Origin of the sequence: Paenibacillus sp. Mc5Re-14 (genome assembly GCF_001049835.1) — a bacterium.
Classification (GTDB): Bacteria; Bacillota; Bacilli; order Paenibacillales; family Paenibacillaceae; genus Paenibacillus; species Paenibacillus polymyxa_C.
This window is the reverse complement of the sequence record NZ_CVPD01000001.1, coordinates 646045-672272: the sequence shown is the minus strand read 5'-3', so window position 1 is coordinate 672272 and position 26228 is coordinate 646045. Positions and strand designations below refer to the sequence as shown.

Annotated in this window: 27 protein-coding genes and 2 tRNA genes; 20 read left to right on the top strand and 9 right to left on the bottom strand. The window is 44.6% G+C overall.

Annotation, left to right across the window (positions count from 1 at the left end):
• Positions 1–11: 11 nt before the first annotated feature.
• The 7 genes from pstB (at position 12) to BN1546_RS03035 (ending at position 7279) form a co-directional block, all read left to right on the top strand.
• Positions 12–770 (top strand): phosphate ABC transporter ATP-binding protein PstB, encoded by a 759-nt coding sequence (gene pstB / locus BN1546_RS03065; RefSeq protein ID WP_013370358.1) that lies wholly within the window; start codon positions 12–14, stop codon positions 768–770.
• Between the two features lie 39 nt (positions 771–809).
• Entirely contained in the window at positions 810–1469 is a 660-nt protein-coding gene (gene phoU / locus BN1546_RS03060; RefSeq protein WP_016819636.1) for a phosphate signaling complex protein PhoU, read from the top strand.
• A gap of 176 nt (positions 1470–1645) precedes the next feature.
• On the top strand, positions 1646–4300 hold the full coding sequence (polA, locus tag BN1546_RS03055; protein ID WP_090735911.1) for a DNA polymerase I: 2655 nt from the start codon (positions 1646–1648) through the stop codon (positions 4298–4300).
• Positions 4301–4371: 71 nt separating this feature from the next.
• The gene (gene mutM / locus BN1546_RS03050; protein ID WP_040101712.1) at positions 4372–5202 is read left to right on the top strand and encodes a DNA-formamidopyrimidine glycosylase; all 831 of its coding nucleotides are present in this window, start codon (positions 4372–4374) and stop codon (positions 5200–5202) included.
• A 112-nt stretch (positions 5203–5314) separates the two neighbouring features.
• Complete coding sequence (locus BN1546_RS03045) at positions 5315–6112, top strand: MntP/YtaF family protein (RefSeq protein WP_090735907.1); 798 nt, start codon at positions 5315–5317, stop codon at positions 6110–6112.
• Between the two features lie 10 nt (positions 6113–6122).
• Entirely contained in the window at positions 6123–6719 is a 597-nt protein-coding gene (coaE, locus tag BN1546_RS03040) for a dephospho-CoA kinase (RefSeq protein ID WP_013370364.1), read from the top strand.
• A complete protein-coding gene (locus BN1546_RS03035) occupies positions 6716–7279 on the top strand; it encodes a lytic transglycosylase domain-containing protein (RefSeq protein WP_013370365.1) in 564 nt (187 codons plus the stop codon). The genes coaE and BN1546_RS03035 overlap by 4 nt, the downstream gene beginning before the upstream one ends.
• Positions 7280–7397: 118 nt before the next feature.
• Here BN1546_RS03035 and BN1546_RS03030 read toward each other — a convergent pair whose 3' ends face one another.
• Positions 7398–7622 (bottom strand): alpha/beta-type small acid-soluble spore protein, encoded by a 225-nt coding sequence (locus tag BN1546_RS03030; RefSeq protein WP_013309613.1) that lies wholly within the window; start codon positions 7620–7622, stop codon positions 7398–7400.
• Between the two features lie 105 nt (positions 7623–7727).
• On the opposite strand from BN1546_RS03030, the gene nrdR reads away from it, so the two are divergent.
• The 4 genes from nrdR (at position 7728) to BN1546_RS03010 (ending at position 9143) form a co-directional block, all read left to right on the top strand.
• The gene (nrdR, locus tag BN1546_RS03025) at positions 7728–8195 is read left to right on the top strand and encodes a transcriptional regulator NrdR (RefSeq protein ID WP_013370366.1); all 468 of its coding nucleotides are present in this window, start codon (positions 7728–7730) and stop codon (positions 8193–8195) included.
• A 129-nt stretch (positions 8196–8324) separates the two neighbouring features.
• Positions 8325–8400 (top strand) — tRNA-Ala (locus BN1546_RS03020).
• 11 nt (positions 8401–8411) lie between these two features.
• A tRNA-Lys gene (locus BN1546_RS03015) sits at positions 8412–8484 on the top strand.
• Between the two features lie 332 nt (positions 8485–8816).
• Positions 8817–9143, top strand: coding sequence for a GNAT family N-acetyltransferase (locus tag BN1546_RS03010; protein ID WP_141651580.1), 327 nt, complete (start codon positions 8817–8819; stop codon positions 9141–9143).
• Here the strand turns inward: BN1546_RS03010 and BN1546_RS03005 are convergent.
• The 3 genes from BN1546_RS03005 to BN1546_RS02995 are packed head-to-tail and all read right to left on the bottom strand — an operon-like array spanning position 9130 to position 11558.
• Positions 9130–10134, bottom strand: coding sequence for an alpha/beta hydrolase family protein (locus BN1546_RS03005; protein WP_090735902.1), 1005 nt, complete (start codon positions 10132–10134; stop codon positions 9130–9132). The two genes, BN1546_RS03010 and BN1546_RS03005, sit on opposite strands and share 14 nt — an antisense overlap.
• Positions 10118–10783, bottom strand: coding sequence for a GNAT family N-acetyltransferase (locus tag BN1546_RS03000; RefSeq protein ID WP_040101708.1), 666 nt, complete (start codon positions 10781–10783; stop codon positions 10118–10120). The genes BN1546_RS03005 and BN1546_RS03000 overlap by 17 nt, the downstream gene beginning before the upstream one ends.
• Complete coding sequence (locus tag BN1546_RS02995; RefSeq protein WP_040101707.1) at positions 10764–11558, bottom strand: helix-turn-helix domain-containing protein; 795 nt, start codon at positions 11556–11558, stop codon at positions 10764–10766. Before BN1546_RS02995 ends, BN1546_RS03000 begins: the two co-directional genes overlap by 20 nt.
• Positions 11559–11734: 176 nt before the next feature.
• On the opposite strand from BN1546_RS02995, the gene BN1546_RS02990 reads away from it, so the two are divergent.
• The 4 genes from BN1546_RS02990 (at position 11735) to BN1546_RS27675 (ending at position 14824) form a co-directional block, all read left to right on the top strand.
• The gene (locus BN1546_RS02990) at positions 11735–12613 is read left to right on the top strand and encodes a radical SAM/SPASM domain-containing protein (RefSeq protein ID WP_013370372.1); all 879 of its coding nucleotides are present in this window, start codon (positions 11735–11737) and stop codon (positions 12611–12613) included.
• Between the two features lie 230 nt (positions 12614–12843).
• Positions 12844–13821, top strand: coding sequence for an AraC family transcriptional regulator (locus BN1546_RS27685; RefSeq protein WP_255305259.1), 978 nt, complete (start codon positions 12844–12846; stop codon positions 13819–13821).
• Positions 13800–14054 carry a hypothetical protein gene (locus BN1546_RS27680; RefSeq protein ID WP_255305258.1) on the top strand — a complete coding sequence of 85 codons (255 nt, stop codon included), beginning with the start codon at positions 13800–13802 and terminating at the stop codon, positions 14052–14054. Before BN1546_RS27685 ends, BN1546_RS27680 begins: the two co-directional genes overlap by 22 nt.
• 35 nt (positions 14055–14089) lie before the next feature.
• Complete coding sequence (locus BN1546_RS27675) at positions 14090–14824, top strand: ABC transporter substrate-binding protein (RefSeq protein WP_255305257.1); 735 nt, start codon at positions 14090–14092, stop codon at positions 14822–14824.
• A 124-nt stretch (positions 14825–14948) separates the two neighbouring features.
• Here BN1546_RS27675 and BN1546_RS02980 read toward each other — a convergent pair whose 3' ends face one another.
• The 3 genes from BN1546_RS02980 to BN1546_RS02970 all read right to left on the bottom strand — a co-directional run bounded on the left by BN1546_RS02980 (position 14949) and on the right by BN1546_RS02970 (position 18039).
• Positions 14949–16085: a hypothetical protein gene (locus BN1546_RS02980; protein ID WP_090735899.1), complete on the bottom strand. Its 1137-nt coding sequence runs from the start codon at positions 16083–16085 to the stop codon at positions 14949–14951.
• A 391-nt stretch (positions 16086–16476) separates the two neighbouring features.
• The gene (locus tag BN1546_RS02975; RefSeq protein WP_090735897.1) at positions 16477–17289 is read right to left on the bottom strand and encodes a DNA alkylation repair protein; all 813 of its coding nucleotides are present in this window, start codon (positions 17287–17289) and stop codon (positions 16477–16479) included.
• 75 nt (positions 17290–17364) lie between these two features.
• Positions 17365–18039, bottom strand: coding sequence for a Crp/Fnr family transcriptional regulator (locus tag BN1546_RS02970; protein ID WP_090735894.1), 675 nt, complete (start codon positions 18037–18039; stop codon positions 17365–17367).
• A 205-nt stretch (positions 18040–18244) separates the two neighbouring features.
• Here BN1546_RS02970 and BN1546_RS02965 point away from each other — a divergent pair, with 205 nt between their 5' ends.
• The gene (locus BN1546_RS02965) at positions 18245–19327 is read left to right on the top strand and encodes an ankyrin repeat domain-containing protein (protein ID WP_090735892.1); all 1083 of its coding nucleotides are present in this window, start codon (positions 18245–18247) and stop codon (positions 19325–19327) included.
• Positions 19328–19414: 87 nt separating this feature from the next.
• On the opposite strand, the gene BN1546_RS02960 is transcribed toward BN1546_RS02965, so the two are convergent.
• On the bottom strand, positions 19415–20302 hold the full coding sequence (locus BN1546_RS02960; protein WP_058829354.1) for a LysR family transcriptional regulator: 888 nt from the start codon (positions 20300–20302) through the stop codon (positions 19415–19417).
• A gap of 126 nt (positions 20303–20428) precedes the next feature.
• Here BN1546_RS02960 and BN1546_RS02955 point away from each other — a divergent pair, with 126 nt between their 5' ends.
• The 4 genes from BN1546_RS02955 (at position 20429) to BN1546_RS02940 (ending at position 25113) form a co-directional block, all read left to right on the top strand.
• A complete protein-coding gene (locus BN1546_RS02955; RefSeq protein WP_090735889.1) occupies positions 20429–21100 on the top strand; it encodes an O-methyltransferase in 672 nt (223 codons plus the stop codon).
• A 356-nt stretch (positions 21101–21456) separates the two neighbouring features.
• Entirely contained in the window at positions 21457–22203 is a 747-nt protein-coding gene (locus tag BN1546_RS02950) for a DeoR/GlpR family DNA-binding transcription regulator (protein WP_013370378.1), read from the top strand.
• A 2-nt stretch (positions 22204–22205) separates the two neighbouring features.
• Positions 22206–23117 carry a 1-phosphofructokinase gene (gene pfkB / locus BN1546_RS02945; RefSeq protein ID WP_040101700.1) on the top strand — a complete coding sequence of 304 codons (912 nt, stop codon included), beginning with the start codon at positions 22206–22208 and terminating at the stop codon, positions 23115–23117.
• Positions 23118–23184: 67 nt separating this feature from the next.
• Positions 23185–25113 (top strand): PTS fructose transporter subunit IIABC, encoded by a 1929-nt coding sequence (locus BN1546_RS02940; protein ID WP_090735887.1) that lies wholly within the window; start codon positions 23185–23187, stop codon positions 25111–25113.
• Positions 25114–25254: 141 nt separating this feature from the next.
• Here BN1546_RS02940 and BN1546_RS02935 read toward each other — a convergent pair whose 3' ends face one another.
• Positions 25255–26148 (bottom strand): LysR family transcriptional regulator, encoded by an 894-nt coding sequence (locus BN1546_RS02935; RefSeq protein ID WP_090735884.1) that lies wholly within the window; start codon positions 26146–26148, stop codon positions 25255–25257.
• Positions 26149–26228 lie beyond the last annotated feature (80 nt).

Here is a 26228-nt window from a genome sequence, read left to right as displayed (position 1 = left end):
ATCATAAATCCATGAATGATTCCGTAATCCGGATTGATAAGCTGAATTTGTATTATGAAAAATTCCACGCGCTGAAACATATAAACCTGGATATTCCTGAAAAAACGGTAACAGCCTTCATCGGACCCTCCGGCTGCGGCAAATCAACCTTGCTACGTACGCTGAACCGGATGAATGACATGATACCGGGAACACGTATTGAGGGCACCGTGAGCATCGCAGGTCAGGATATATACGGCGATACCATGGAAGTAGAAATGCTGCGCAAACAGGTGGGAATGGTTTTTCAACAGCCTAACCCGTTTCCCAAGTCCATTTATGATAACGTGGCCTACGGCCCGCGTTTGCATGGAATTCGGCAAAAGGACAAGTTAGATGAACTGGTGGAGCAAAGTCTGCGGCAGGCAGCACTTTGGGAAGAGGTTAAAAATTTTCTGAAGCGTTCTGCTCTGAGCTTGTCTGGTGGACAACAACAACGGCTATGTATTGCCCGGGCGCTTGCTGTACAGCCAGATATTTTACTCATGGACGAGGCTACATCTGCGCTGGACCCGATCTCGACGATGAAAATTGAAGAACTGGTTCAAGAATTAAGAGACACGTATACTATCGTCATGGTGACGCATAACATGCATCAGGCAGCGCGTGTGTCTGGTCGAACTGCGTTCTTTTTGAATGGGGTTGTAGTGGAGGCAGCGGATACTGAGACGATGTTTTCCACGCCACAGGATTCACGTACGGAAGATTATATTTCCGGGCGTTTTGGCTAAAGCCAAATTGATGATTATGCGAGAAGGGGTGACTTCGAAATGATACGTAGAAAAGGTTTTGATGAAGGATTAGAAGAACTGAGAGCCGTACTGCGCGAAATGGGTGCACACGTTTCGAAGGCGCTCGATCAGGCTATTGAATGTTTGCAGACCAAAAATACAGAAATGGCCCAGCAGGTAGTCAAAAATGATGCATCCCTCAATACAATGGAAGAAAATATTCTGGATATGGGCTCCAAGCTCATTATTACCCAGCAGCCGGTAGCGAAGGATTTACGCCGGATCATTGTTGCATTTAAAATTTCCAGTGATTTGGAGCGTATGGGCGATTTGGCACTTGATATTGCCAAGGTCACACTTCGCTTGGAAGGGCAACAGGCGATGAAGCCGTTGGTAGATATCCCACACATGGCTTCCATTGTTAAAGAAATGATCGACAATGCGATCAAATCCTATTTGGATGAAAATACAGATCTGGCCTACAAAATGGCTAAAGAGGATGATCGGGTGGATTCCTTGTACAGCCACATGATCAGTGATCTATACGCTTTTATGGTAGAAAAGCCGGCAGAGGCTTCACAGGCCATGTTGCAATTGCTTGTAGGACGATACATTGAACGTATTGGTGACCATGCCACGAATATTGGTGAAAGCACTGTATATCTCGTGACAGGGGAGAGACCAGATTTGAACCAGTAGAGCGATTGGTATATAGCGGTTGTTTCCAACCCAGACTTGTCTTTGAGCAAAAGGCAAATTTGGCTAGGAAACAGCCGTTTTTTTTCTGAAAAAGAGTCTTGTATGTTAAGATAGGAAGAGGAATGCGTAAAACGTAAGAACGTTACGAATGCATTGATGAACTTGTGAGGTGCGAAATGGATAAACTCATGCTTATAGATGGTAACAGTATCATATACCGGGCGTTTTTTGCTATGCCGCCATTGACGAATTCAAGCGGACAGCAGACGAACGCGGTGTATGGATTTACGACAATGTTATTGCGGCTTTTGGAGGAGCACAAACCAACACATATCTTGGTTGCCTTTGATGCTGGTAAAATTACGTTTCGCCATAAAGGGTACGAGGATTACAAAGGTGGAAGGGAGAAAACGCCGCCGGAGCTGTCCCAGCAATTTCCGCTGCTGAAAGAGCTATTGACCGCCTTTGGCATTGCCCAATTTGAACTGGATGGCTATGAGGCAGACGATATTATAGGCACCCTGTCCAGAACAGCGGACGAAGCGGGTTTCAATGTGCTGGTTGTGACTGGCGACAAGGACATGCTTCAATTGGCTTCAGACCATGTCACGGTCGGCTTAACCCGCAAAGGGGTTACCGAGGTGGAAACGTACGGACCTGAGCAGATTCAGGAACGTTACGGCTTGAAGCCGCTGCAAATCATAGACCTTAAGGGTCTGATGGGCGATACGTCGGATAATATTCCTGGCATTCCGGGCGTGGGTGAGAAAACAGCGCTCAAGCTGCTGCATCAATATGGTTCAGTCGAAGAGGTGCTGGCGCACACGGATGAGCTGAAGGGCAAAATGAAAGAACGCGTGGAGACACATGCTGACGATGCACGAATGAGCAAGGAATTGGCGACTATTTATCGGGATGTAACGTTGGACAAACAGCTGGAAGATGTAGTTTTCAGCGGGCTACAGGCAGAGACGGCTGGACCAGCTCTGGCGAAACTGGAGTTCAAGTCCCTGCTGGAGCGTTTATCCTTATCGGGCGAGGTTGGCAGTGCTGAAGTTGGCGTAGAGGAAGCCGCGGCAGACGTGACTGTGCTGGATGAAGAGCGTATCAGCGAATTGGTAGAAGTGCTGAATAACATAAATGTGCTGCATGTGGAGACGCATGGTGATAATCCGCATCATGCTGAAATTGTAGGCTTAATATTTGCCGCAACGGGGCGGCAGTTCTTTATGACACTGAATGTTCTACAAAGTGATGCAGCTACCCTTATTCGCGAATGGCTTGCCGATCCTGAACGCAAAAAACGCGGTCATGATTTGCACCGTACAGACTTGGCTTTACACTGGCATGGAATTGAGTTTGCCGGAGCCGAATTTGATGTGCAACTGGCCGGATACTTGCTAGACCCGACAGACGCGAATCAGACGTTGAGTGGACTGGCAGCCAAGTATGGCTTGTCATCGATTCGTCCAGATGACGAAGTGTTTGGTAAAGGAGCTAAATATAAAGTTCCTGAAATGGATGTACTATCCGATCATGTGGCACGTAAGGCAGCGGTGATCGAAGCATTGGTACCCGTGCAGCAGGCGGAACTGGAAAAGACGGAAATGCACAAGCTGTTCCATGAGCTGGAGATGCCGTTATCACGCATTCTGGCGGATATGGAGAAGCAGGGGATTTTGGTGAATGTAGAGGAACTGCGCGCTTTGGGTAAAGAATTTGAAGCCCAGATTGCAACGTTGGTGGGTGAGATCTACAGCATTGCAGGGGTAGAGTTCAATCTTAATTCGCCCAAGCAGTTGGGTGAGATTTTGTTTGATAAACTGGGTCTGCCAGTTATTAAAAAGACAAAAACCGGGTACTCGACCGATGCAGAGGTACTGGAAAAGCTTGCTCCATATCATGATATTGTGCAAAATATTTTGCAATATCGCACCATTGCCAAACTCCAATCGACGTATGTCGAAGGATTGCTTAAAGAAATTTCGGAGAAGACAGGTAAAGTGCATACGTATTTCCGGCAGACGGTTGCGGCAACCGGACGCTTGAGCAGTCAATTTCCGAATTTGCAGAATATCCCGATCCGTCTCGAAGAAGGACGCAAAATCCGCAAAGTATTTGTTCCCTCGGAGCCGGGCTGGTCGATTTTGGCGGCAGACTATTCACAAATCGAGCTGCGGGTGCTGGCTGATATTTCGGATGATGAGCGTTTGAAAGAGGCTTTTGTCCACGATATGGACATCCATACCAAGACCGCATCCGATGTGTTCGGTGTACCAGCAGAAGCTGTAGATTCCGATATGCGCCGTTCCGCAAAGGCGGTCAACTTTGGGATCGTTTACGGGATTAGCGACTATGGTCTGTCGCAAAATTTGAATATTACGCGGAAGGAAGCGGCTCGCTTTATCGACCAGTATTTTGACGTGTTCCAAGGTGTTCGCCGTTACATGGATGATATTGTGAAGGATGCGAAGAGGGATGGATACGTAAAAACGCTGCTGGAACGCAGACGATATTTGCCTGAGATTAACGCCAGCAATTTCAACCAGCGTTCGTTCGCTGAGCGTACAGCGATGAATACGCCGATTCAAGGTACCGCAGCCGATATTATCAAGCTGGCGATGGTGCAGATGGACGCAGCGCTGCGTGAACGCAATCTTCGCAGCCGCATGCTGCTACAAGTACATGATGAGCTTGTATTCGAGGTTCCGCCTGAGGAAATGGAGACGATGAAAGAGCTTGTCCCGGCTACCATGGAAGCTGCATTAAAATTGGCTGTACCGCTTAAAGCGGAAGTCAGCTATGGCAGCAATTGGTATGAGGCCAAGTAAGATATTTCAATGAGCAGATAGTCCCAATTTGACGTTGCTTCCGTTATAATATAGGGTGAGGTGAAGACATCATGCCGGAATTACCGGAAGTAGAAACCATTAAACGAACACTAAACGAGCTTATCGTTGATAAACATATAGATCATGTAACCGTAAATTTGCCTCGTATTATCCAACGTCCCGATGATATCCACGCATTTGCGATGGAATTGGCCGGCCACCGGATTACAGGAGTGGAGAGACGCGGTAAGTTTCTTCGGATTTTGCTGGACGGGCTGGTGCTTGTCTCCCATCTTCGAATGGAAGGACGCTATGGATTGTATTCACAAGATGATCCTGTGGAAAAGCATACCCATGTCATCTTTCATTTTAAAGATGGTACGGAGCTGCGTTATCAGGATGTGCGCCAGTTCGGCACGATGCACTTATTTCCGGCAGGACAGGATTTGCTGGAAAAGCCGCTAAACAAACTCGGTTTGGAACCGATGGACGAGGCTTTTACACCTGAAATGCTGCGTGCCGCTGTTGGAACTCGTTCGACTTCGATCAAGGCAGCGCTGTTAAACCAGTCATATGTAGTAGGCATCGGGAATATTTATGTAGATGAATCGTTATTTAAGGCAGGGATTCATCCGGCACAGCCAGCCAAAAGCTTAACGGATAGTCAATTTCGCATACTGCATGAAGCTATTGTCTCCACGCTGGGCGCGTCGATTCAGGTTGGTGGCTCGTCCATCAAATCATTCGTCAACGGACAGGGCAAAACGGGCGATTTCCAGCATCAGTTGCAAATTTATGGACGTAACGCGAAGCCTTGCATGAACTGTGGTACATTGATCGAAAAATCCGTCGTAGCCGGACGTGGCACACATCATTGCCCGGTCTGCCAGCCTTTGCGCTAAACAGGCACAGTCACCCCAAGCCCATCCCTCTCATATATTGTTCCAAGTACCAATACTGCGAAGGAAGTAGGTTGCTGTAAGGCCCAGCCTTCGCAATGGGAGGGAATTTGGAGTGGCTAATCATTGGGGAGCCCTGCTGTTACTGGCATTTGCGCTAAGTTTGGACAGTTTCGGAGTCGGTGTTACATATGGTCTGCGCAAAATGAAAATTCCACTGTTGTCGATTGCGATCATCTCAGTATGTTCAGGTTTAGTGATCGGCATATCCATGCAGCTCGGCGCATTACTATCTCGTGTTCTGTCTCCTGTATATACGACGGTTTTCGGTGCTGTCATTCTGATCTGTATCGGCTGCTACTCTTTGATTCAGGCTCTGCACCGCAAGGAAGATTTGACGGAGGAAGCAGCGGAAGTCCCGGGGAATCTTCGCCTTACGGAACAGGTTGATTCAGAGAATATATCAGCACTTGCGGAGAAAAAAAGTGCAGAGGATGCCAATACAGAGTCTCTAAGCAGCTCAGGAAAAGGCCTACCGACAGAAACCTCTTTGGAGCTACTGCAAGAGGAGCGAACGTTATTTTCGCTGGAGTTCCGCAAATGGGGGCTTGTTATTCGGATTCTTCGAAGCCCATCTGCTGCGGATATGGACCGTTCCGGCAGTATATCTGCTACCGAAGCGGTTTGGTTAGGTATTGCATTATCGGTCGATGCGTTCGGAGCGGGATTAGGTGCAGCCATGCTTGGTTTTCAGCCCCTGTCTACTGCGCTGGCTATTACGTTATTCAGTGGTGTATTTTTAATTGCTGGTATGAAGGCAGGGTTCTTCCTGTCAGCATTTCGATTTATGAAGGCGCTCGGTGTATTGCCGGCATTATTACTCATTATGATGGGCATATTGAAGCTGTTATGAGGTGAAGAGCATGAATATCGGATTAACCGGAGGGATCGCTACCGGAAAAAGCACCGTGTCGGCTCTTTTGGTCGCCAAGGGTGCGCTGCTGATCGACGCAGATGCCATTGCCCGGGAAGTCATGCTTCCGGGGCATCCGGTGCTGGCGGCGGTCATACAGCATTTTGGACAAGCTATAGTGAACAGTGACGGTACCCTGCACCGCAAAAGACTGGGAGAGATTGTATTCGGAGACCCTGTTCAGCGACAGGCACTTAACGATATTACGCATCCTGCTATTCGTGAGGAAATGCGTCTGCGCATGGAAGCTTATGAACGGGAGCAGCCGGACAAGCTTGTTTTGGCAGATATCCCGTTAATGTATGAGTCTGGGCTGGAGAGCCTGTACGAGGAAATTATGGTTGTATATGTACCACGTGATATTCAGCTCCGACGTCTGATGCTTAGAGACGGTCTGACAGAAGAGCAAGCCGAGCTTCGCCTGTCCGCACAAATGGATATCGAGCAGAAAAAAAGTTTGGCTGATATTGTTATTGATAATAGCGGAACACAGACTGAGACGAAGCGGCAAATTGATCAGTTTTGGCAGCGAAAGGGACTTGCATGAACATTTTACGTAAGAAAAGAGTCCTGCTCATTTTGTTTGTCGGATTTGTCCTGATTCTGTTCCTCAATTCCAATTGGATGTCATGGTTTTACCCGATTCAATATAAGGATGAAATTCGGCAATATTCTCAGACGTATGAAGTGGACCCATTTTTGGTGGCGTCTATTATCCGTGTGGAAACAAACTTTAAAACCAGCAAGCAGTCACACAAGGGTGCACTGGGGCTTATGCAGATTATGCCGAATACCGCCAATTGGATTATGGACAGTGCCCAGATTCAGAAGGTCCCGCTGGACAGTGTAAAGCACGAGCCCGGCACCAACATTGAGCTGGGAACCTGGTATCTGCATAACCTGTCTATGAAGTTTCAGGATAATCCTGTGGTCATCGTAGCGGCATACAATGCTGGTCCAGGTAAAGTTAAGGAGTGGCTGGATCAAGGGGTGTGGGATGGCAAAGAAGAGTCCATTAAGCAAATCCCTTTTGGTGAGACACGGCATTATGTACAGCGAGTCATCTACTATTACAGGCAATATACAAAAATTTATAATGAGTTTTAAGTGACAGGTTAATGACAATATGAGCCTTTTCGCTTTAAAATGAAAAAAGCGCAGGACAGGCTGTTTTTAGCAGCCTATCCCTACACTTTTTCGTATTACTTCTTGATTATTACCGAGATTATTGGTATTGACCTGCCAATTGTTGTTCGGCGATCGTTACGAGGCGTTTTGTGATGTAGCCCCCGATCGAACCGTTCTCATAGGAAGTCATGTTGCCTTGGTATCCATCTTGAGGAATGCTGATACCCAGCTCTTGAGCGATTTCATATTTCATTTGCTCCAGAGCACCGGAGGATCTGCTGACTACCAGGTTGTTGGAGTTGCCATTGTTTCCTTGTGCCATTGTTGTTCACCTCCTCGCGACGTGGTAAACATATTATGATCCGTTTCGACAAAATTATTACTAAAAAGCTTCGGGAATTTATTGGAAAAAGGAAGTGATGAGATTATGAAGTGCCCATATTGTGCCTACAATGGCACGAAAGTGTTGGATTCGCGACCAGCGAATGATAATAAGTCCATCCGCCGCCGTCGCGAATGCGAACAGTGTGCCAGGCGTTTTACCACCTTTGAAATGGTGGAAGAGACCCCACTGATGGTCATCAAAAAAGATGGCAGCCGTGAAGAGTTTAGCCGTGATAAAATGCTGCGCGGTCTCATTCGAGCCTGTGAGAAGCGTCCAGTTTCAGTCGAGCAGCTCGATCTGATCGTATCTCAGGTGGAGAACGCTATTCGCAACACAGCAGCCACAGAGGTGGATAGCCAGCAGATTGGTGAGCTAGTCATGGAACAGCTTTATCCTGTGGATGAAGTCGCCTACGTACGCTTTGCGTCCGTCTATCGGCAGTTCAAAGACATCAATATGTTTATGAAGGAACTGAAAACACTGTTATCCAAAGATACAGACAGCGACTGATCGCTGACTGTATCTTTTTAGGGCCGTGGTGGAAAGAGGATTATATTTTTTTATAAAAGTATTGACACAGGGTCGAATATTTTATATGATATAGAAGTCGCTTGAAACGTTAATTCATTTACATGTGACGGGGCCTTAGCTCAGCTGGGAGAGCGCATCGCTGGCAGCGATGAGGTCAGGGGTTCGATCCCCCTAGGCTCCACCATAATTTTATATGGACTCTTAGCTCAGTTGGTAGAGCAGTTGACTCTTAATCAATTGGTCCAGGGTTCGAGTCCCTGAGAGTCCATTCTTTAGAAAAAACGGCAGAAATGCCGTTTTTTTTGTTGTTCATAGATCTGTTTCCAGCCTAACCAAGGGCAGGTAAGGGTTGAATGAGCGCTTATTGAGTTTGATTATAAATAGCAACCCATTGTTTGTGAGTGTAACTTTGATCGTTGTTTCAACGCAGTTCATATTTTACAAATGAGTTGAGTTCCTTCAAATGAATTTCTAAATGAATTAATAGATTATGCTGAATTGAAATTAGCTTTACATGGTGAGAATGTAGCTACTTTAGATATAATCGTAAACGAGGATGGAGAGCAACTGAAGGAGCTTTTGAAAAAAAGAGGGTACATCTTGCAGGATGGGAAAGAAACGACGTCCTATATGAATGTACCGCATGATGTAAAGCTGGAATTACCAAACGGGTTTAGAATTTCGGATGCGAATGAAGTTGCTTCTTTCACTACTCTCTGGTACGACGAGCTAAATAAAATAGGAATACTGGAGCCTGTAGGTACGATACCGAAGTATAGAAAAATAGGGCTTGGAAAAGCCGTTATTTATGAAGCCATAAAAAGAGTCAAGGACAAAGGTGTAGAAAGAATCTTTTCGATGGGGTTTTCATTAGCCTATTCCAAAGAAATATGGAAAAAAAGAATATCATTGTTTAATGCTGACTGACATAATCGGCAAGAATCTTCAGGTACTCACTATTCACCAATTGTCTCGGGGCAAATATGGCTGTTAAGAAGGTTAGGGACTTGGAATGTGCGATTTGTTCATTCATCATGGAATGGTCAACTTCAGGCAAATGAATGACAGACAGCAGCTCTGGAGATATCTTTTGGCGATATACTCGCTCGGTGTCTTTTACATCTACGTTCATATCTTTTCCAGCCAGAACCAAGAGTACTGGGGATTTTAAGTAGCTTAATTCTTCCGTAGAATCAGAACGAAAATTTTTGCCTATAAAGCTCCATCTTTCTTTGGGAATTATATTCTCAGGATCGGCCATGCTTAGGTACTTTTCATAGGAAGCATGTTTTTTCAGTAGTTGTAGAATCTTTTGGTCGTAGTCCAGTCTCTTTTTAATTTGCTGCGGGCTAGCTCCTTCTTGTTCCAACTCTTTCCTGGTGTTAAATTGCCCTTGTGTAATCCAATTCACGGCCGGCGATACAAGGATGCTGAATGCAATATCATGCTCCTCTTTAACGATTTTCGGAATGACCCAGCCTGCTTGACTGGCCCCCCATAGGCCGATTTTGTGCTTATCAATCATCGGTAAGGTTTTGGCCCAGTCAACTGCATATCGAATCTCCTGTGCCCGGTCCTCCATGCTCTGCTCCAGCCAATTGCCTGGAGCGCCGTTAATACCGGGCTTATTCAGGGATAAGGAAGCATAGCCCTTAGAAGCGAACCTTTCCCACAGTGGTTTGTATCCATCATCATAGGTGTCATTGATTGGACCATCTCCATGGACAAAAACAACCAGTCCAATCTTTCCCGAGTAGTTCTTAGGCAAAGCCAGTGTACCTGTTAATACTCCTTTGGGAGTCGCAATTTGTATTTTTTCTTCCATCATCTTGTAGGAATTTTGATATAAAACAATCAATATCAAGGCAACAACCAGACCTGCCACAATACCAAGGGTAAGCCTATATGTTTTTTTCAATGCTGTTCTCTCCTCGATTGCAGTTTCGTTCTTTCCAGCTCATTAGATGCCATACAGGCTCCTTGAACCAAAAATGCCGCCAATAATTATATTGGGACTGCTCTATTTCGAATGCTAAATTGTGATACAGGCGGATAGCCTGCTGGTTCTTATGTGCTACATGAAGTGTCAGCGCATGGAAACCGGATTCAACCGAAAACTGCTGTGCGAAAGCTAGAAAACGTCGCCCGATCCCCTGATTGCGATGACTTGAGCGAATCGCCAAATGATCTATGTAACACTCATCTATGGCGGGCTTATATTCCAGCGCATGCATGCCTGTCAAAAATTTAAATACATTAAAGCAGCCAAACTGTTTTATAAGCGGAGCCAAAGAAATGAGATTGGCTATAGGAAGTGAAGAGGAGGGAGCCTTCCATTTGAGTGAAAGGACGCCAACAACATCTTCGTTCTCTTTGGCCACAAATTGTTTCATAGATATAGAATTAGCATTTTGAACCCAAACCTGCATTAATAAACGCTGTATATCTTGATCCTCCAGTGCAACAAGAGCTTGAAATTTTGCTTTAAACGATTCTACTAAGAGCTTACATACGGCTTCATGGTCTTGCTCTTGATAAGCAACAATGTCATAGGATTGTGGACTCATGTAACGTCCTCCTGCTATCAGAAATTTGTACTTGAATCTCATATTGCAGCTCGTTGCTGTCAAATATGGATAGATAGGATTTTTCCACCACAATGATCTTGCTCAAGCATTCATATTGGTGTTGGGTCGCATAATGCTCCAGTTGTTGGACTTGGTGTTCTATCTCAGCGTCATCAGAGGCGGAAAAATGCTTGTAGAGATAGGTACCTTCTTCCAGAATGTAGTCAGCTGTTCCTGATGTCGTTTCATAGTATAGCTTCACCTCTCCAGAATCAGATAGATAATGTAGATCATTTTCAAATAATTGTGGTGGGGCAGGCCGCTGTTCAAATAGATTCCTGGCCGTGAGTTCTTGATCACTCTCCAATGCAAACCACAGCTTTAAATGCCGAGTGCCCTGCAGCTTGAGTCGATACTCATTGTTTTGCTGGGTAAGGGTATGATGTTCTTTTAGCACTTTGTGAATAAACTGTTCGAGCAACTTTAAGTTAGCCATTTCATCCTGTACCTTCTGTAACGAATGTTCTAAAAGCTGGTTGTAATTATCGGCAGTGTAGGAAGTCATACATTCTTCAATTTGACCGACAGGGATGTTTAGTTTACGTAGCATTAAAATATGGGAAAGTTGATAAATTTCATGAAGTCCGTACATTCGATATTGATTTTCATCTGTGTATAACGGATAAAGGATCCCCTTTTCCTCAAAATACCGCAGCTGATGTACAGATACATTCATGAGCTGAGCAAGCTGGCTGATCGTTATGTGTTTTTTCAATGACAGGTCTCCTTACTCATAATTGAAAATTGAATAACTTCACTATAAACCTTAGGTCAGACCTAAGGTCAATAGAAAATATCCGCAGAGTTTACCTCTCGTTCATAACCCGTTATAATCATAAGATTAGTGAGCATAAACCAAATGCTCAGGATGAAGGTTAGAATGGGGAAATCATGTTGAAGACTTTTAAGAAGGTATACATTGAGATAACAAGCATTTGCAATCTTGCATGCAGTTTTTGCCCTCAGACACAACGTGTCAAAAAATTTATTGATCCGGAAGTCTTTCGGAATGTGCTTGATCAGGTCAAGCCGCATACGGATTACATTTATCTGCATGTAAAAGGAGAGCCTTTGCTCCATCCCAAAATTGATCTTTTGCTGGAGAGTGCGCATGAGAAAGGCTTAAAGGTCAACATTACCACCAATGGTACCTTGCTGCCGAAGACCGGACATAAGCTGCTTGGTCAGCCAGCCTTACGGCAGATGAATTTTTCTCTTCATAGTTTCGACGGGCATGAAGGTTCTGTGGATCGAGAAGGTTATTTGGGTCATATTTTCACGTTTGTCAGAGAAGCTGTGAAGCACAATATCATTATTTCCTTCCGTCTCTGGAATCTGACTCAAGATAATTTGACTAATGTGCAGCGTCAGCGCAACCGGGAGACACTGGAGCAATTGGAGCAAGAGTTTGGACTGGATTATCGGATTGAGGAAAAAGTAATACCGGGCAGTGGGGTCAAAATCGCTCCTAATGTATATTTGAATCAGGACTACGAATTTGAATGGCCTAGCCTGAGTGCTCCGGAAGATGACGGAAAAGGCTTTTGTCACGCGCTTCGCAGTCAGGCGGCGGTTTTGGTGGATGGAACAGTGGTCCCTTGCTGTCTTGATGGAGAAGGTGTCATTAACTTAGGAAATGTGCATGAGCAAACTTTTTCCGAGATCGTGGAAGGTGAGCGTGCAAACCGTCTGTACTTTGGATTCTCCAGAAGAGAAGCAGTAGAAGAGTTGTGCCGAAAGTGCGGGTATCGCAAACGATTTGGAACCTAATCATAGAGGTGGAACTTTAAGCGACAATAGAATGGATCACAAGAAAGAGAGCCCTTTTACAGGGCTTTTTCTTATATTTGCATAGGGGGATAATCAGCGGCTTTGACGATCTAGAGGAAGTTAGACGTAATGATTGCTTGTGAGAATGATTATCAATTATAATAAATTTATTCTAATAAATTGGGCGGGATAAGCAACACATCGGTTTGGATAGGGGCTGAGTGGTAGTAATGAAGTTGAACGATCACATTGTATTGTGGAATCATGTGTTTATACAGGTGATGGATGTTCGCCATAAGAAAATGGATAAAGGGGAAGAATTGAGGAGCTATAGACTTCCGGTCAGTGCGTTTTTATATACGGTGCGCGGAAGTGCACGAGTATGGCTGGATGACAGTGTTCATAGGGTGGATCGTTTCCATGTCCTGCATGGGGGGAAAGGAATGTGTCTGAGCGTCCTGACAGAGGATGTGCTTGAATATTATATCATTCTGTACAAGGCAACTTTGGCCCTGCCTGGTCGTAAGGAGGTCGCACAATTGCTGGAAAGGGAAAATCCCTTTCAGAATCAGTATGCTTTCGCACCTCATTACCCGCTGCCCCTGTATGATAAAGTGAAGCTGTTGGAGCAAGAATGGCATAAGGGATCGGGACTTGGTAAACTGCATGTCAAAGCTTTGTTTCATCATTTTGTATTCGAGTTGTTACACCAACTGGATCGACAAGGTATTCAGCCCCTTAAGCCTGACTTGGTAGCGCAAGCTGTAACCTATATTCGTGAGCATTTTAGTCGGCCTATAACACTAGAATCTATTGCGGAGGACCTAGAGTGCAGTACCGGACATTTATCAAGGCTGTTCAAAAGTAAAATGCATACCAGTCCAATTCATTACTTGGGTCAGATACGGGCGAATCGGGCGGCAGAGCTGCTAATGCAGACGGATGCCACTTTGCAGGAGATCGCAGAGCGTGTGGGATATCCAGATGCGCATTCATTAAGTCGCAGCTTCAAGAAATATAAGGGACTATCTCCTATACGATTCAAAAAAGAACAGCAGCAGCATATCCAGGGACAAGATCAGGTATGCCCCAAACGAAGCTTAAATATGCCCTTCAGCGGACAGCCTTCACACGTTATACTGATATTGATTATCAATATCGGTATCATGCGGAAGGGGATTTTTTCATGCACGGTAGAGGCAAAATGACGGCTATGATGATCATGTTGTGCTTATCATTGATGCTGGGGGCCTGCTCAGCTCCGACGAATACACATGGAAGCTCGCAGACGAAGGCTAATCATACAGTGGCAACATCTAACAGCGATGGACAAGCGGCAGTACAAACGCAGACAAGAACGGTTAAGACACTAAAAGGCGATGTAGAAGTACCTGCAAACCCGAAACGAGTGGCTCGGATCAGTATATGGGTCATCTTTTAAAACTGGGGATTATTCCGGTAGGGGTCAGAAGCTATATGCTAAATGAGGCTTGGATTGATCCATCGGGATATCCCAAGGAGAAGTTAGCCGGAATCAAAGATCTCGGGGATTTTCCTATGGATTTGGAGGAACTGACCGTTCTGCAACCTGATTTAATTATCGGCTCAATTGAAAAGAACATCGACAGCTACCAAAAGATAGGAACGACTGTGTTCCTGCCGTATTGGGAGGGTGAATCTACAGCGGGACCACTGGATAAATTCCGCAGAATCAGTGAAATTTTTGGCAAACAGAAAGAAGCCGAGCAGTGGATCGCTGAATATGAGAAGAAAGTTGCAGAGGCCAGAACCAAAATTGACGGTATCATTAAAGATGGAGAGACGGTTTCGATCGTACAAGTCGCCAATAAATCCATATATGTTTTGGCGGCGAAAGGCGGCAACTACGGAAGCCCAACCATATATCAAATGCTAAAGCTGCCACCCACAAAGAAAGCATTGAATATGAAAGAGGGATTTGAAAATATTTCACTTGAGGTTTTACCCGAGTATATGGGAGATCATATTTTTGTATATGGCTCAAAAGATGAGGGGGCCAATCAGATCCTGCATAGTGAGCTATGGAAAGGTCTTCCGGCTGTAAAAAAAGGACAGGTGTACATGTACGGTTCATTCAGCAATAAAGGGGATGAGTTTGTGATGGAAGACCCCTATTCGCTGGAGCTTCAACTGGATACCATAGTTAATCTCTTATTAGCCCACAAAAAATAAAGGAAATACAAGTAACATCTTTGTATACTAATTGGGAGAAGCTTTAAGACTTCAATCTGCGAAAGTCATATAGAAAAATCCGCTTCACACAAGATTCCTAAGTGTTTGGCGGATTTTGTTATGTCTATATTTCTTCTTCTCTATATGTTTTGGTATATCTTTGAAATTCAGATTTTTGATCATCGTAATAATCTGCTCTTGTCCAGAAAATAATTTGAGAGAACGAATCGGTATGCTCCAAATAAGTGATTAAATATACAACTTTCACTTTATCGCTCTCTGTCCATATTTCGTATTGCAAACCTTGATTCCCGTTAATATTGACCTTTATTGGTCCCGTCAATATTATCCCTTTTCCAGACCTTTTAAGTACTAATTGAGCTGAAAACTCAGCGTATTCTTTTAATGTGATCATTGAGGATTTCTCATAAGGCAGTTCAGATTTCCAATCCTTGATGACCGCCATGTACGCGTCGTTTTTTTCATACCAGGCTTGAATTAATGCATCTGGATTAAGAATTAAACCAGACTTCCATACATAAGGGAGACGGATTCGTTGCTGGGCGTCTTCGCTTTTAAAAGTTTTTAAAATAGTTGTTGAACGAAGATCAGGCTCAACTTGTGAATCGCTTAATATTTTCAAGGAGCTGGCTATTGTCGCAAATTCGTGATGTTTTTCTATAGCTGAGCCTCCCCTTGAATAGATCAATACTTGAAGATAATGCTGTTTGCTCTCAAACATGGCACTGAAGTAATAGACCTGTTGGCCCTTGAAATTCCCACTATAATCGGCTGTTCTGGCGGTTGTGGAATCAATCTGGATTGGGGTAGTATCCACAGCCTTAAAGTTTTCTAGGCCCAGTGCGGAGATTTCTTCACGTTGCTGTACGAATTCGTCGAGCGTCATATTATTTGCAAAAGCTGACTTGGGGACACGGAAAACCAGCCCTACGTTCTTTTTTTCTTTGTCACAAACACTAAGCACCGAATCCAGTTGTCCTTGTTTAAATTTACGCCAGCCAGCGGGAATGGTGAGAGCCACAAGATCCTTATCCGAGGTAACGGTATGAGCCGACGACTCTGTGACGTGTGGGACAGGCTGACTTTCTTTGTCCACAACGGCTGTATTATGAGTCATATTGTCTACATTAGAATTCGTGTGGACTGTAGTTACAGCATTTTTGGAATTGCAACTGGTAAGAATGAATAGTGCTATAAGTGCAACAATATAAAATCGAAAATAGGCAAAACTGAATTGCATGGAAATAACTCCCTCTGTTTCATATTTATAAAGGAAATTTTACCCTTTTATAAAATCATAAAAAAGAGGCGTTTGTCCTGTTTTACGTAGCTCAGTCGTTTATTGTGGTCGTCACTGTGACGTTGTTGACAGAAGTTGAGGAAGCGCTGGTGTTGAAATTGATCACCTCAACAACTACGGTAGCACCAACTAATAAACCAATATTTATGATTAGATTAGTAGGAGAAAGTGTCGTTAACCCGTCTCGCTGCAACGTTCCCAGATACAATACTGTCTGCTTCCAAATAGATTCGGATAATAGACATAGGAATTCCACTCCTAATATTCCAGATGTATCTCATAGTCTATGTGAATATTTTAGATATGGATTGGATAGGGAGGAGTCTTCAAATTATTTCATTTTGTTCAAGCTTCTTTGGGCCCGAGTTACTATTCGCTTCGTTTCCTTTGTATCAGAAGTCATCAGCCATGTATCACAAACCTGAGTTACCCATTCCGGGTTAGTTTTGCTGGCATCATTCAGCCAATTGCCCACCGAGTCTTGAACATATTTGACTGGGTCGGATTGAACCGCTTCCAAAAGTGGAAGAGCCAGCTCGGGATGTTCTTTTAGTTCAGGGATATGCTTGGCCCAAACGCCTTGTGGCCGGGTTAATTCAATAGCAAAACGACGTATGTTAGCATCCTCATTTCGCACCCAGCTGTTTAACAGCGCAAGCGCCTCATGCAGTTGCAAGAATATAGGTTCTCTCATTGCCATCCAGGCTATTTCACGTACTCCGAAATGGGAATCCGCTGCAAATGGTCGAATGCCAGCTAATTTTTCTTCTAGACTTAAACGGGAATCAATCCCGATGATGTAGGCAGCCCAGCAGCGAATGCTGTCTGAAAGATGGGAGGCCATCGCGTCAAAGAGTCGAGTACGTTCTTCTAGCGCTTGTTGCTCAAGCACATGAAGCCACGCTTGTGCTATTGCGGGTATCATTTTCATGATCTTTTTTTCCTTCAGATGATCCAATTCAGTCAAGAAGACATTGAATGATCGCTGCAATCCAAACTCATCCAGAGCGTTCCGCAGAAGAACAACATGATCCACAGCCAGCCATTCGGTAAGATTCACGGTCTCAAGCTGTCCCTGCTGTAGCAGTTGAAGTACATCAGTAGGGATATCTGTTCCTTTGCGAGCTCCTTTGCGGTGTAACATTTCATCACTCCATATCGTATATTTGCTGGTAGGTATACGATAATTCTTTTGTCAGGAGGAAAGATGTAATGTAGCTTACAACTTGGCTAGCTTTTGGCGATGGATGTAAATTGTCTTAAAACCGGTTTTAATGGCCTTTTCTTTGACAAGCTCCTGTAGAGCGGTTGTTACAGCTTCACGGGTGGCCCCAACCAAATTCGCTATTTCCTGGTGAGAAAGCGGAAAATCAATTTTATAATACTCATCATGACTTTGAAGGGCAAATTGATCACATAATTTTAAAAGAATATACATAATTTTATCTTGTAAATTCCCCAAAGCCAGATGCTGGGCCAGACTGCTCATTCCTGAGATCCGGTCACTTAGTACCTGAATCATGTTCATCATAAACCGGGGATGCTGGATTAAAAAATGTTCAAATCGGTCTGTGTCCATCAAGCAGATATCGCATTCTTCTATCGTTTCTATGTACATGTCCCGTGTCCCCAGCGAAATCATGTCCATTTCACCGAATACATTTCCCTCACTGAGAATATCCAAAGTGAACTGCTTCCCATCGGCATTCAGCTTGTAGAGACGTACCTTTCCCCTTTTCACAAAATAAAGCCCCTTGGAGAAGGTATCCGGGGTTTGAATAAATGTGTTTTTTTGTATAGTCGTAATAGAGGTCATTTGATCCATTTCAATCAAATCTTCTCGTGAGAGACTATGTAGCAAATTGAATTGGGATAAGTATTGAATGCTATTCATATGTTCTCCTTTTCGTTGCATCGAGTATACAGAATCATAATACTATACAATTATAGCTTCTCTAAGGTACTTTCACCTATACTACTCACTTGTTTGCATTAAAAGTGAGCAAATAAACTGGGAAGTCAGGCGGATTTATGTAAAGGGGAGATTGGTATAAAATAGATTTACATGATAATAGATACATAAAGAGTGAGGGTATACAATGATCCAATTAAAAGATATTGGCAAATTTGACGTTCTTCCCGAAATCGCAATGCATATTGTAGAAGGCAATATATCGGCATTACGCCAAGCGCTGACCGAAGGCTGGGATATAGAACAAGAAATTAAACTCAGCAAACATACGACGTTAAGTCCATTAGACCTTGCGCTTATTTCTCGGCGAATGGACGTGTTAAAGCTGTTGGTGGAGCAGGGAGTTCAACTCAATGCAAAAGATCGCCCTGCATTTTTAACAGCTGTTCGCTACTGCTCAGAAGAGATTGTCCGCTATGTGGTGGCCCATGGTGCCAAGCTGGACGGAAAAAACCAAGTCAAATCTGGTGCCTATGAGCAAGCCTATTATGGCAATAAAAAGAATATCCCGCTGATTCACGAACTTGGCCTCGATATAAAGCAGCATGGGGGAGCAACGCTGCGCAACGCAGTTAGTAACCATGACCTGAACACTGTAGCACTACTGTTGGAGCATGGTGCAGATATTAATTACAATGCCTCTGATATGGTGTATCCCTATAAAGCGACTCCTTTAACTCTAGCAGCACGAAATAATGATTTTGCGATGGTTAAGTACCTGGTAGAGCATGGGGCTGACGTGACACTGGCAGAAAAAGGTGGAGATCGGGCATATACGATTGCTGTTAGCAATAAGAACGTGGAAATGGCCGAATATCTAAAGTCTGTGGAACCGCCAGCGTTTCATAATCTGGAGAATAAACAACATGCTTTAAAAAGCTACAAGCTTCCTAAGGATCTTACAGCCTTTCTAATGGGAGACCAGCGCCGTGTAGACCTGCCAGAAAATGATTTGGGTATCCAATTTGTTGAGTTCTTCTCTTTCATAGATACGGTTGAGATGAAAGTAGGTCGGCAAAAGCTGTTGCGTTTGTCTCTAGAAGTAGATAACTATTCGGATATCCTTTTGGTGTGGAATCCCAAGCACAAGTGTCTGGGCTATTACGATGAAGAACATCAGGAATATGCGGATGTATGCAGCTTTGCTGAGTTTCTTGCGCAGCCGGGAGATTACCTGGAGAAGATGATTGAGGGTGAATATTTATCATAACAAGGTGAGCCATGAATGCGGTATGCACGCAGTCATGGCTCTTGTTATTAAAAGAAGGCGCAAGTGTACACAGGTATCCCATGCTTATCAAGAATGATTGCGAATAAGCTGGATGAAATTCTGGGTAGCCGCTGATAGTGGCTCATTTTTGCGAGTACAAATAGCGATTGAATTGAGAAGCTGGACACCCTCCACATATACCCGGCATAGCTCACCGCGTTCTACATATTCACGCACGACTAGTGAGGACACAAAGTTTGCACCATAACCGGCAATCACTGCGGTAATCGCCTCATGCAGCCCTGTGAAGTTAAGTGTGACTTTGGGAGCAGGGGCATTGTAGGTTCGACATAAGGAAAACAATCTCTCTCGTGTCGAGCTTCCCTTCTCACGCATAACAAAGGGCTCCTGCATCATTTGCAATAATGAAACCTGCTGATTCGCATACCGATGATCCGGCGCTACTACAAACCATAGCTCATCACGAAATAATTCTTCGGTCTGAATCGTATCGGAGTACTGCTCAGGCAGTCCTCCATAGATCGCCAAATCTACTTCGATATTCAATAGCTGCTGCAAGGCATCATTGGAGTTCGTGGTATGAATCGTCATTTCAACTTGTTCATATTGCTGTTTGAATTTTGCGATCCAGGCCGGAATGAGGAAATGAGCCGGTAAATAAGTAGCAGCCAGCCGAATATGACCATGGGCTCCGTCACGATAATCCTGTGAAAATTGTTCGATTTGCTGCTCGACAGCAAAAAGCCGTTTGGCGAGAACAGCAAGCTTTTCACCAGCATCGGTTAAGGTAATCCCTCTTCCCATGGGCACGAGCAGTGTGAGGGATATTTCTTTTTCGAATTTTTTAATCTGGGCTGTTATCGCAGGTTGGCTAATATTTAATAGTTCAGAGGCACGTGTCACACTCCTTGTAGAGGCGACCACGTGAAATAAGCGTAATGCATGCAGGTTCAAGACCGGACTCCTTTCTGATTAACTCATACATTTAAATTATGAATAGAGTAAAAACATATATTATTTTTATAATAGTAATTCATTTACAATCAAATTGTAAGTTAAAGCCAAAGGAGAGTGGAGCAAATGCATTCAACGAATACGTGGGAACAAGTAGATCATTATATCTCGGAGCGTCTTATTCCGCATGATGCTGTCTTGGAAAAGGTATTGGCAACTAACCAACAGGCAGGATTACCTCCGCATGATGTGTCGCCTAATCAGGGAAAGCTATTAAATATCTTAGCTCAAATGCAAGGTGCACGACGTGTGTTGGAGATTGGTACCTTGGGAGGCTACAGTACAATCTGGCTGGGTAGGGCGTTGCCGACAGATGGAAAAATAGTTACGCTGGAAGCCCATCCGGTTCATGCTAAAATCGCTCGGTCGAATATATCGTTGGCTCAGTTGGATGGAATGGTGGAACTTCGAGAGGGAGACGCATTGGAGCAGTTGACACAAATGAAGGATGAGGGCGTTGCACCTTTTGATCTCATTTTTATTGATGCGGATAAACCCAATAATCCATTATATCTGGAGTGGGCACTTCGTTTTTCACGTCCTGGCACCGTTATTATTGGCGATAATGTAGTACGTGAAGGGGAGATCATTCAAGCTTACAGCACAGACCCTCGTGTGCAGGGCGTAAGAAAGTTTTATGATTTGCTGGCTGAGGAATCGAGAATTACAGCTACAGCCATTCAGACCGTGGGGAGCAAGGGATATGATGGTTTTGTTATTGGAATCGTTAAGAATTGAGCGTTAGGGGAGAAGCGTCACAAAGAGCTAAACACTGAGGACGAAGTCCCGGTGATTAGCTCTTTTCTGACTAAATAAGATTGGGACGAATGGTACGTAGAATGGTAAAATAGTGCTAATTGAAGTGTCAGAACGTTTTTGAACGTTTACTGCTGAATTTCCATGTAAGAAGAATGAATTTACATAAAAGCAGATGAAATTTCTTTAAAATGTAAACGCAATCATGCTGATTAGAGTAGGAATTCACCATTTTGTAAAAAAATGAAGTCGGAATGAATTTTTTTGAATCTTTTTGAAGAAAAATGATTGTTTTTTGCTAGGTTTGTGGTACGATAAGAACAGTTGGGGGAATGAAGATGCTGACGGAAGAAAGATACAAGTTAATAATACAGCGCTTACAAGAGCGTGGTGTTGTAAAGTTGCAGGAATTGGCTGATCTCTTGGGAGCTTCTGAGTCAACGATTCGGCGTGATTTGATAGATCTTGAAGGCCGTCAGTTGTTAAAGCGGATTCATGGAGGGGCAACCTTGCTAAATCAGAAAAGTCAGGAACCCGGCATGGAAGAAAAAACGTTCAAAAACGTTCAACAAAAAAACGCAGTCGCCCGTATGGCAGCTAAAGAAATTTTGGATGGTGAATGTATCTATCTGGATGCGGGAACAACAACGATGGCGATGATTCCTTACATTGAAGCTAAAGACGTGACGGTCGTGACGAATGGTCTCTCCCACGTAGAAGCACTGGTAAGCAAACGAATTAGAAGCTATCTACTGGGAGGGATGATGAAAATTCATACCAAAGCCGTAATCGGGAGTATTGCCCTACAGAATCTGGACAATTTTCGATTCGACAAGTGCTTTCTGGGAACGAACGGGGTAGATGTTGAGATGGGGTATACGACTCCTGATCCTGAAGAGGCGCTGATCAAGCGGCGCGCCCATCAGCTGTCCGGCAAAACATATGTGTTGGCCGATTCCAGCAAAATTGGAGAAGTAACGTTCGCCAAATTGTTCGATCTCAAGGAAGCTATCCTTATTACTGAATCGGTGCCAGAACGTTCACGCCGATCCATAGCTCAGAAAACTAAGATAATCGAGGGATAACAATGATATATACAGTAACACTAAACCCTTCCATTGATTACATCGTGGAAGTTGACGATTTGAAGCTCGGTGATTTGAACCGGATGAAACGTGATCTAAAACTGCCAGGGGGCAAGGGAATTAATGTATCACGTATATTGAACCAGCTGGGAGCAGACAGCACGGCGATTGGTTTTCTCGGAGGGTTCACAGGCAGGTTTATCGACGATACATTGCGGGAAGAATCCATTAAAACTGATTTTGTAATGATCGAAGATGATACACGGATCAATATTAAGCTCAAGCATGGTGATGAAACAGAAATTAACGGTTTGGGACCTGTGATTCGTGAGCAAGAGGCCGATGCATTGGTACAAAAGCTGGCGGGTCTCCAGAAAAATGACATTGTCGTCTTGTCGGGAAGTATCCCGCCATCTCTTGGAGGAGACTTCTATGAGCGATTGATTCGCGTGTGTCAGGACACCGGGGCTGAATTCGTCATCGACACCACAGGTGAAGCGCTGATGAAGGCTTTGGTTCATAAGCCGCTGCTCATTAAGCCCAATCATCATGAGCTGGCTGAGTTGTTTGGCGTAACTATTCATTCAGAGGAGGAGATTGTCACTTACGGTCGTAAACTGCTGGAAGCAGGTGCAAAAAATGTACTCATTTCCATGGCAGGAGAAGGGGCTTTGTTCATTACGGCAGATGAAGTGTATCACGCAAATGTACCAGCAGGAACGGTGAAAAATTCTGTAGGCGCAGGTGATTCTATGATTGCTGGATTCGTGGGTACGCTGGCTCTTCAAGGCGATCCGATCGAAGCCTTCCGTGCAGGAGTGGCATCCGGAAGCGCAACTGCGTTCTCCGATGATCTGGCTACAAGAGAGAAAATTGAACAATTACGGCCGCAAGTCACGATTTCAAAACGGTAATCCGGCTGCATCATGAGCTTATTATGCGTGTGTCTACACGCTGATCGAACTTAGGAGAGTGTGAACAATGAGAATAACAGACCTGATGATTAAAGAAACGATGATCATGGACCTGCAGGCGACGACAAAGGACGGGGCGATTGAGGAACTCATCGCCAGTCTCGAAGCAAGTGGACGTATTAATGACCGTGCCTTGTTTAAAGAAATGATTTACAAACGCGAAGCCGAATCCAGCACTGGAATCGGCGGCGGTATTGCGATGCCGCATGCCAAGACCAAAGCTGTGAATGAAGCGACCGTTGTATTTGCCAAAAGCAGTAAAGGCGTAGAATTCGAATCGTTGGACGGCGAGCCAGCAAAAGTATTCTTTATGATTGCAGCTCCAGAGGGAGCAGCGAATACGCATCTTCGCACACTGGCTGCTCTTTCGCGGTTGCTCATTGATACCGATTTCATCGACAAACTGATGAACACGCAAACACCAGATGAAGTAACAGAGCTATTTGATACCAAACAGGCGGAAGAAGAAGCTGCCAAGAAAGCCAAAGAGGCCAAGAAAGAGGCAGCCAAAGCACAGCAAACACCGGAGGTAATCGTTGGCAACCCGGATTCTGACGAGTTTGTCGTTGCGGTGACCGCTTGTCCTACAGGCATTGCGCACACGTTTATGGCTGAAGACGCTCTCATTAAGAAAGCGAAAGAGATGGGTGTCAATATCCGGGTAGAAACGAACGGCTCGGAAGGCGCACAAAACGTACTGACAGCGGATGAAATTCGTCGTGCCAAAGGTGTCATTGTTGCGGCTGACAAGAAGGTCGAAATGGCCAGATTTGACGGTAAGCCTGTATTGCAAAGACCGGTAAGTGACGGTATCCGTAAATCCGAAGAATTGATTCGCAAAGCGCTAAACGGCGATGCGCCAATTTACCGTAGTGAAGGTAAAGGCAGCGCTGAAGAGTCAAAAGCCGAGAAGACCAGCGTGGGCAGTAAAATTTACAAGGATTTAATGAACGGTATTTCTCATATGTTGCCATTCGTTGTCGGCGGGGGGATCTTGTTAGCGATTTCCTTCTTGATCGAACAAGTGGCCGGAGAAGATAATGTACTTTTCCAACTGCTGCAAACGATTGGCGGGGGAACAGGTGCGTTCCACTTCCTGATTCCGATACTGGCCGGATTTATCGCAATGAGCATTGGAGACCGCCCGGCACTGATGCCAGGTATGGTCGGTGGTCTGATGGCTGTAAACTCCAATGCAGGGTTCCTTGGCGGTCTGGCAGCTGGTTTCATGGCCGGTTATGTAGTTATCTTCCTGCGTAAAGCTTTGGCAGGTCTGCCGAAAGCTCTGGATGGTTTAAAACCAATCTTGTTATACCCTGTATTTGGACTCCTAATTTCAGGCGCGATTATGTTCTACCTGTTCGATCCGATTTTCGGTGGTATTAATACGTGGCTTGTCAATGTTTTGAACAATTTGGGAACAGGTAATGCGGTTATTTTGGGTCTGATTCTGGGCGGAATGATGTCGATCGACATGGGTGGACCTTTCAACAAAGCAGCTTACGCATTTTCGATCGGTGTCTTTACTTCCAGCGGTAACACAAACGGGGCTATGATGGCAGCTGTTATGGCAGGCGGTATGGTACCTCCACTGGCGATTGCACTAGCTTCGACGTTCTTCAAAAATAAGTTTACCGAGCAAGAGCGCAAATCTGGCTTGACGAACTATGTACTTGGATTGTCCTTCATTACGGAAGGAGCCATTCCATTCGCAGCTGCTGATCCTCTGCGTGTCCTCACCTCTTGTATTGTAGGTTCAGCGATTGCTGGTGGTCTGACGCAATTCTGGCAAATCAATCTTCCAGCTCCACATGGCGGGATTTTTGTAGCAGCTCTTGCCAACCATGCTTTGCTGTTCTTGCTTGCAGTGGCGACTGGCTCCGTGATTTCCGCGCTCATTCTGGGACTGTGGAAAAAAACAGTTGAAACGAAATAACGAGTATCACCAGAGTATAAAAATAAAAAGAGGGGCACATCTCCTCGATCTTTCAAATAGTAAAGCCGCTAAACACAGGTTTCTGAGTGTTTAGCGGCTTTTTCTTTATGGTAAGGCGCCGCCTCTGCCCATATAAGCTTATTAGTAGTTATGGCATTGCTGTAACCTACAAAGCTCCTTAACCAACTCCATAAACAGCTTTCGGGCTGAAGTCAGGTATTGTGGATGCTGATTGTTTTGTAACAGTCCAATGGGGATATTCGGGTCTGTTAACTGGAAAGGGATGGTGACCAGTTCCTCCGGCAAAGGCATTGACGACAGAACCACTCCAACCGAAGGGATCGTACTTACGAATGAGGGGATAGACGAGATTTGACTGACGGTATAAAAAAATGGCATCGACCGGAAGCGAGAAAGCTCTTTCTCCAGCCGTATATGGTACAAGCAGTTCTTCCCTCCGACGATAAGCGGGTACTCATACAGATCTTCGAGCTGAAGCCCATTTTTTGCCGCGAAGGGATGACTGCGGGACACGATAAAAGCAATTTGTTCGTGATATAAAGGTTCAAAATGTAAGGATGGTACCGAGTGAGGTTCCCCGGAAATTGCAAAATCCAGTGTGCCGTCCACCAAAGCTTTTGAGAGTGTATCCGTGTTTCCTACTGTAAAATGGCACGTAATATTCGGTTTATGCTCTCGAAACTGTCGTAGAATCAAAGGCAATGCGGCAGCAGCTGCCGTTTCAATCACACCGATATGGAGCGTGCCAATCTCCTCTTTTTTCAGCGACTTCGCCTGGTCCATTACAAAATTCCAATGCTGAATCAGTCCGTCTACCTCTTCGGCATAAATTTTTCCTGAGGGAGTTAATTCCGCATCCCAGCCTCTTATAAAAAGCTGAAACCCCAGCTCTTTCTCTAGCCTCTGGATTTGGTTCGTGACTGTAGACTGCGCGTAGTTTAATTTGGTGGCAGCTTTTGAGAAGGTTCCTTCTTCAATAATTGTACGAAACGTAGTTAACTCTTTTAAATCCATATGGACTCATCTCCATCGATGAAATTGAATATAATTATTATTATTTTCAATTATACAGATGGAGGTGAGGGGAGTACAAT

Bases quoted from the DNA above. Each gene is read 5' to 3' on its own strand.
- BN1546_RS02965 (WP_090735892.1), top strand. From the start codon at position 18,245: ATGATCCAATTAAAAGATATTGGCAAATTTGACGTTCTTCCCGAAATC.
- BN1546_RS27675 (WP_255305257.1), top strand. From the start codon at position 14,090: ATGCTAAATGAGGCTTGGATTGATCCATCGGGATATCCCAAGGAGAAG.
- BN1546_RS27685 (WP_255305259.1), top strand. From the start codon at position 12,844: ATGAAGTTGAACGATCACATTGTATTGTGGAATCATGTGTTTATACAG.
- BN1546_RS03030 (WP_013309613.1), bottom strand. From the start codon at position 7,622: ATGGCACAAGGAAACAATGGCAACTCCAACAACCTGGTAGTCAGCAGA.
- pstB (WP_013370358.1), top strand. From the start codon at position 12: ATGAATGATTCCGTAATCCGGATTGATAAGCTGAATTTGTATTATGAA.
- BN1546_RS02935 (WP_090735884.1), bottom strand. From the start codon at position 26,148: ATGGATTTAAAAGAGTTAACTACGTTTCGTACAATTATTGAAGAAGGA.
- BN1546_RS02975 (WP_090735897.1), bottom strand. From the start codon at position 17,289: ATGTTACACCGCAAAGGAGCTCGCAAAGGAACAGATATCCCTACTGAT.
- mutM (WP_040101712.1), top strand. From the start codon at position 4,372: ATGCCGGAATTACCGGAAGTAGAAACCATTAAACGAACACTAAACGAG.
- polA (WP_090735911.1), top strand. From the start codon at position 1,646: ATGGATAAACTCATGCTTATAGATGGTAACAGTATCATATACCGGGCG.
- pfkB (WP_040101700.1), top strand. From the start codon at position 22,206: ATGATATATACAGTAACACTAAACCCTTCCATTGATTACATCGTGGAA.
- BN1546_RS02990 (WP_013370372.1), top strand. From the start codon at position 11,735: ATGTTGAAGACTTTTAAGAAGGTATACATTGAGATAACAAGCATTTGC.
- BN1546_RS02980 (WP_090735899.1), bottom strand. From the start codon at position 16,085: ATGCAATTCAGTTTTGCCTATTTTCGATTTTATATTGTTGCACTTATA.
- phoU (WP_016819636.1), top strand. From the start codon at position 810: ATGATACGTAGAAAAGGTTTTGATGAAGGATTAGAAGAACTGAGAGCC.
- BN1546_RS03000 (WP_040101708.1), bottom strand. From the start codon at position 10,783: ATGAGTCCACAATCCTATGACATTGTTGCTTATCAAGAGCAAGACCAT.
- BN1546_RS03035 (WP_013370365.1), top strand. From the start codon at position 6,716: ATGAACATTTTACGTAAGAAAAGAGTCCTGCTCATTTTGTTTGTCGGA.
- BN1546_RS02940 (WP_090735887.1), top strand. From the start codon at position 23,185: ATGAGAATAACAGACCTGATGATTAAAGAAACGATGATCATGGACCTG.
- coaE (WP_013370364.1), top strand. From the start codon at position 6,123: ATGAATATCGGATTAACCGGAGGGATCGCTACCGGAAAAAGCACCGTG.
- BN1546_RS02970 (WP_090735894.1), bottom strand. From the start codon at position 18,039: ATGAATAGCATTCAATACTTATCCCAATTCAATTTGCTACATAGTCTC.
- BN1546_RS02950 (WP_013370378.1), top strand. From the start codon at position 21,457: ATGCTGACGGAAGAAAGATACAAGTTAATAATACAGCGCTTACAAGAG.
- nrdR (WP_013370366.1), top strand. From the start codon at position 7,728: ATGAAGTGCCCATATTGTGCCTACAATGGCACGAAAGTGTTGGATTCG.
- BN1546_RS02955 (WP_090735889.1), top strand. From the start codon at position 20,429: ATGCATTCAACGAATACGTGGGAACAAGTAGATCATTATATCTCGGAG.
- BN1546_RS27680 (WP_255305258.1), top strand. From the start codon at position 13,800: ATGCACGGTAGAGGCAAAATGACGGCTATGATGATCATGTTGTGCTTA.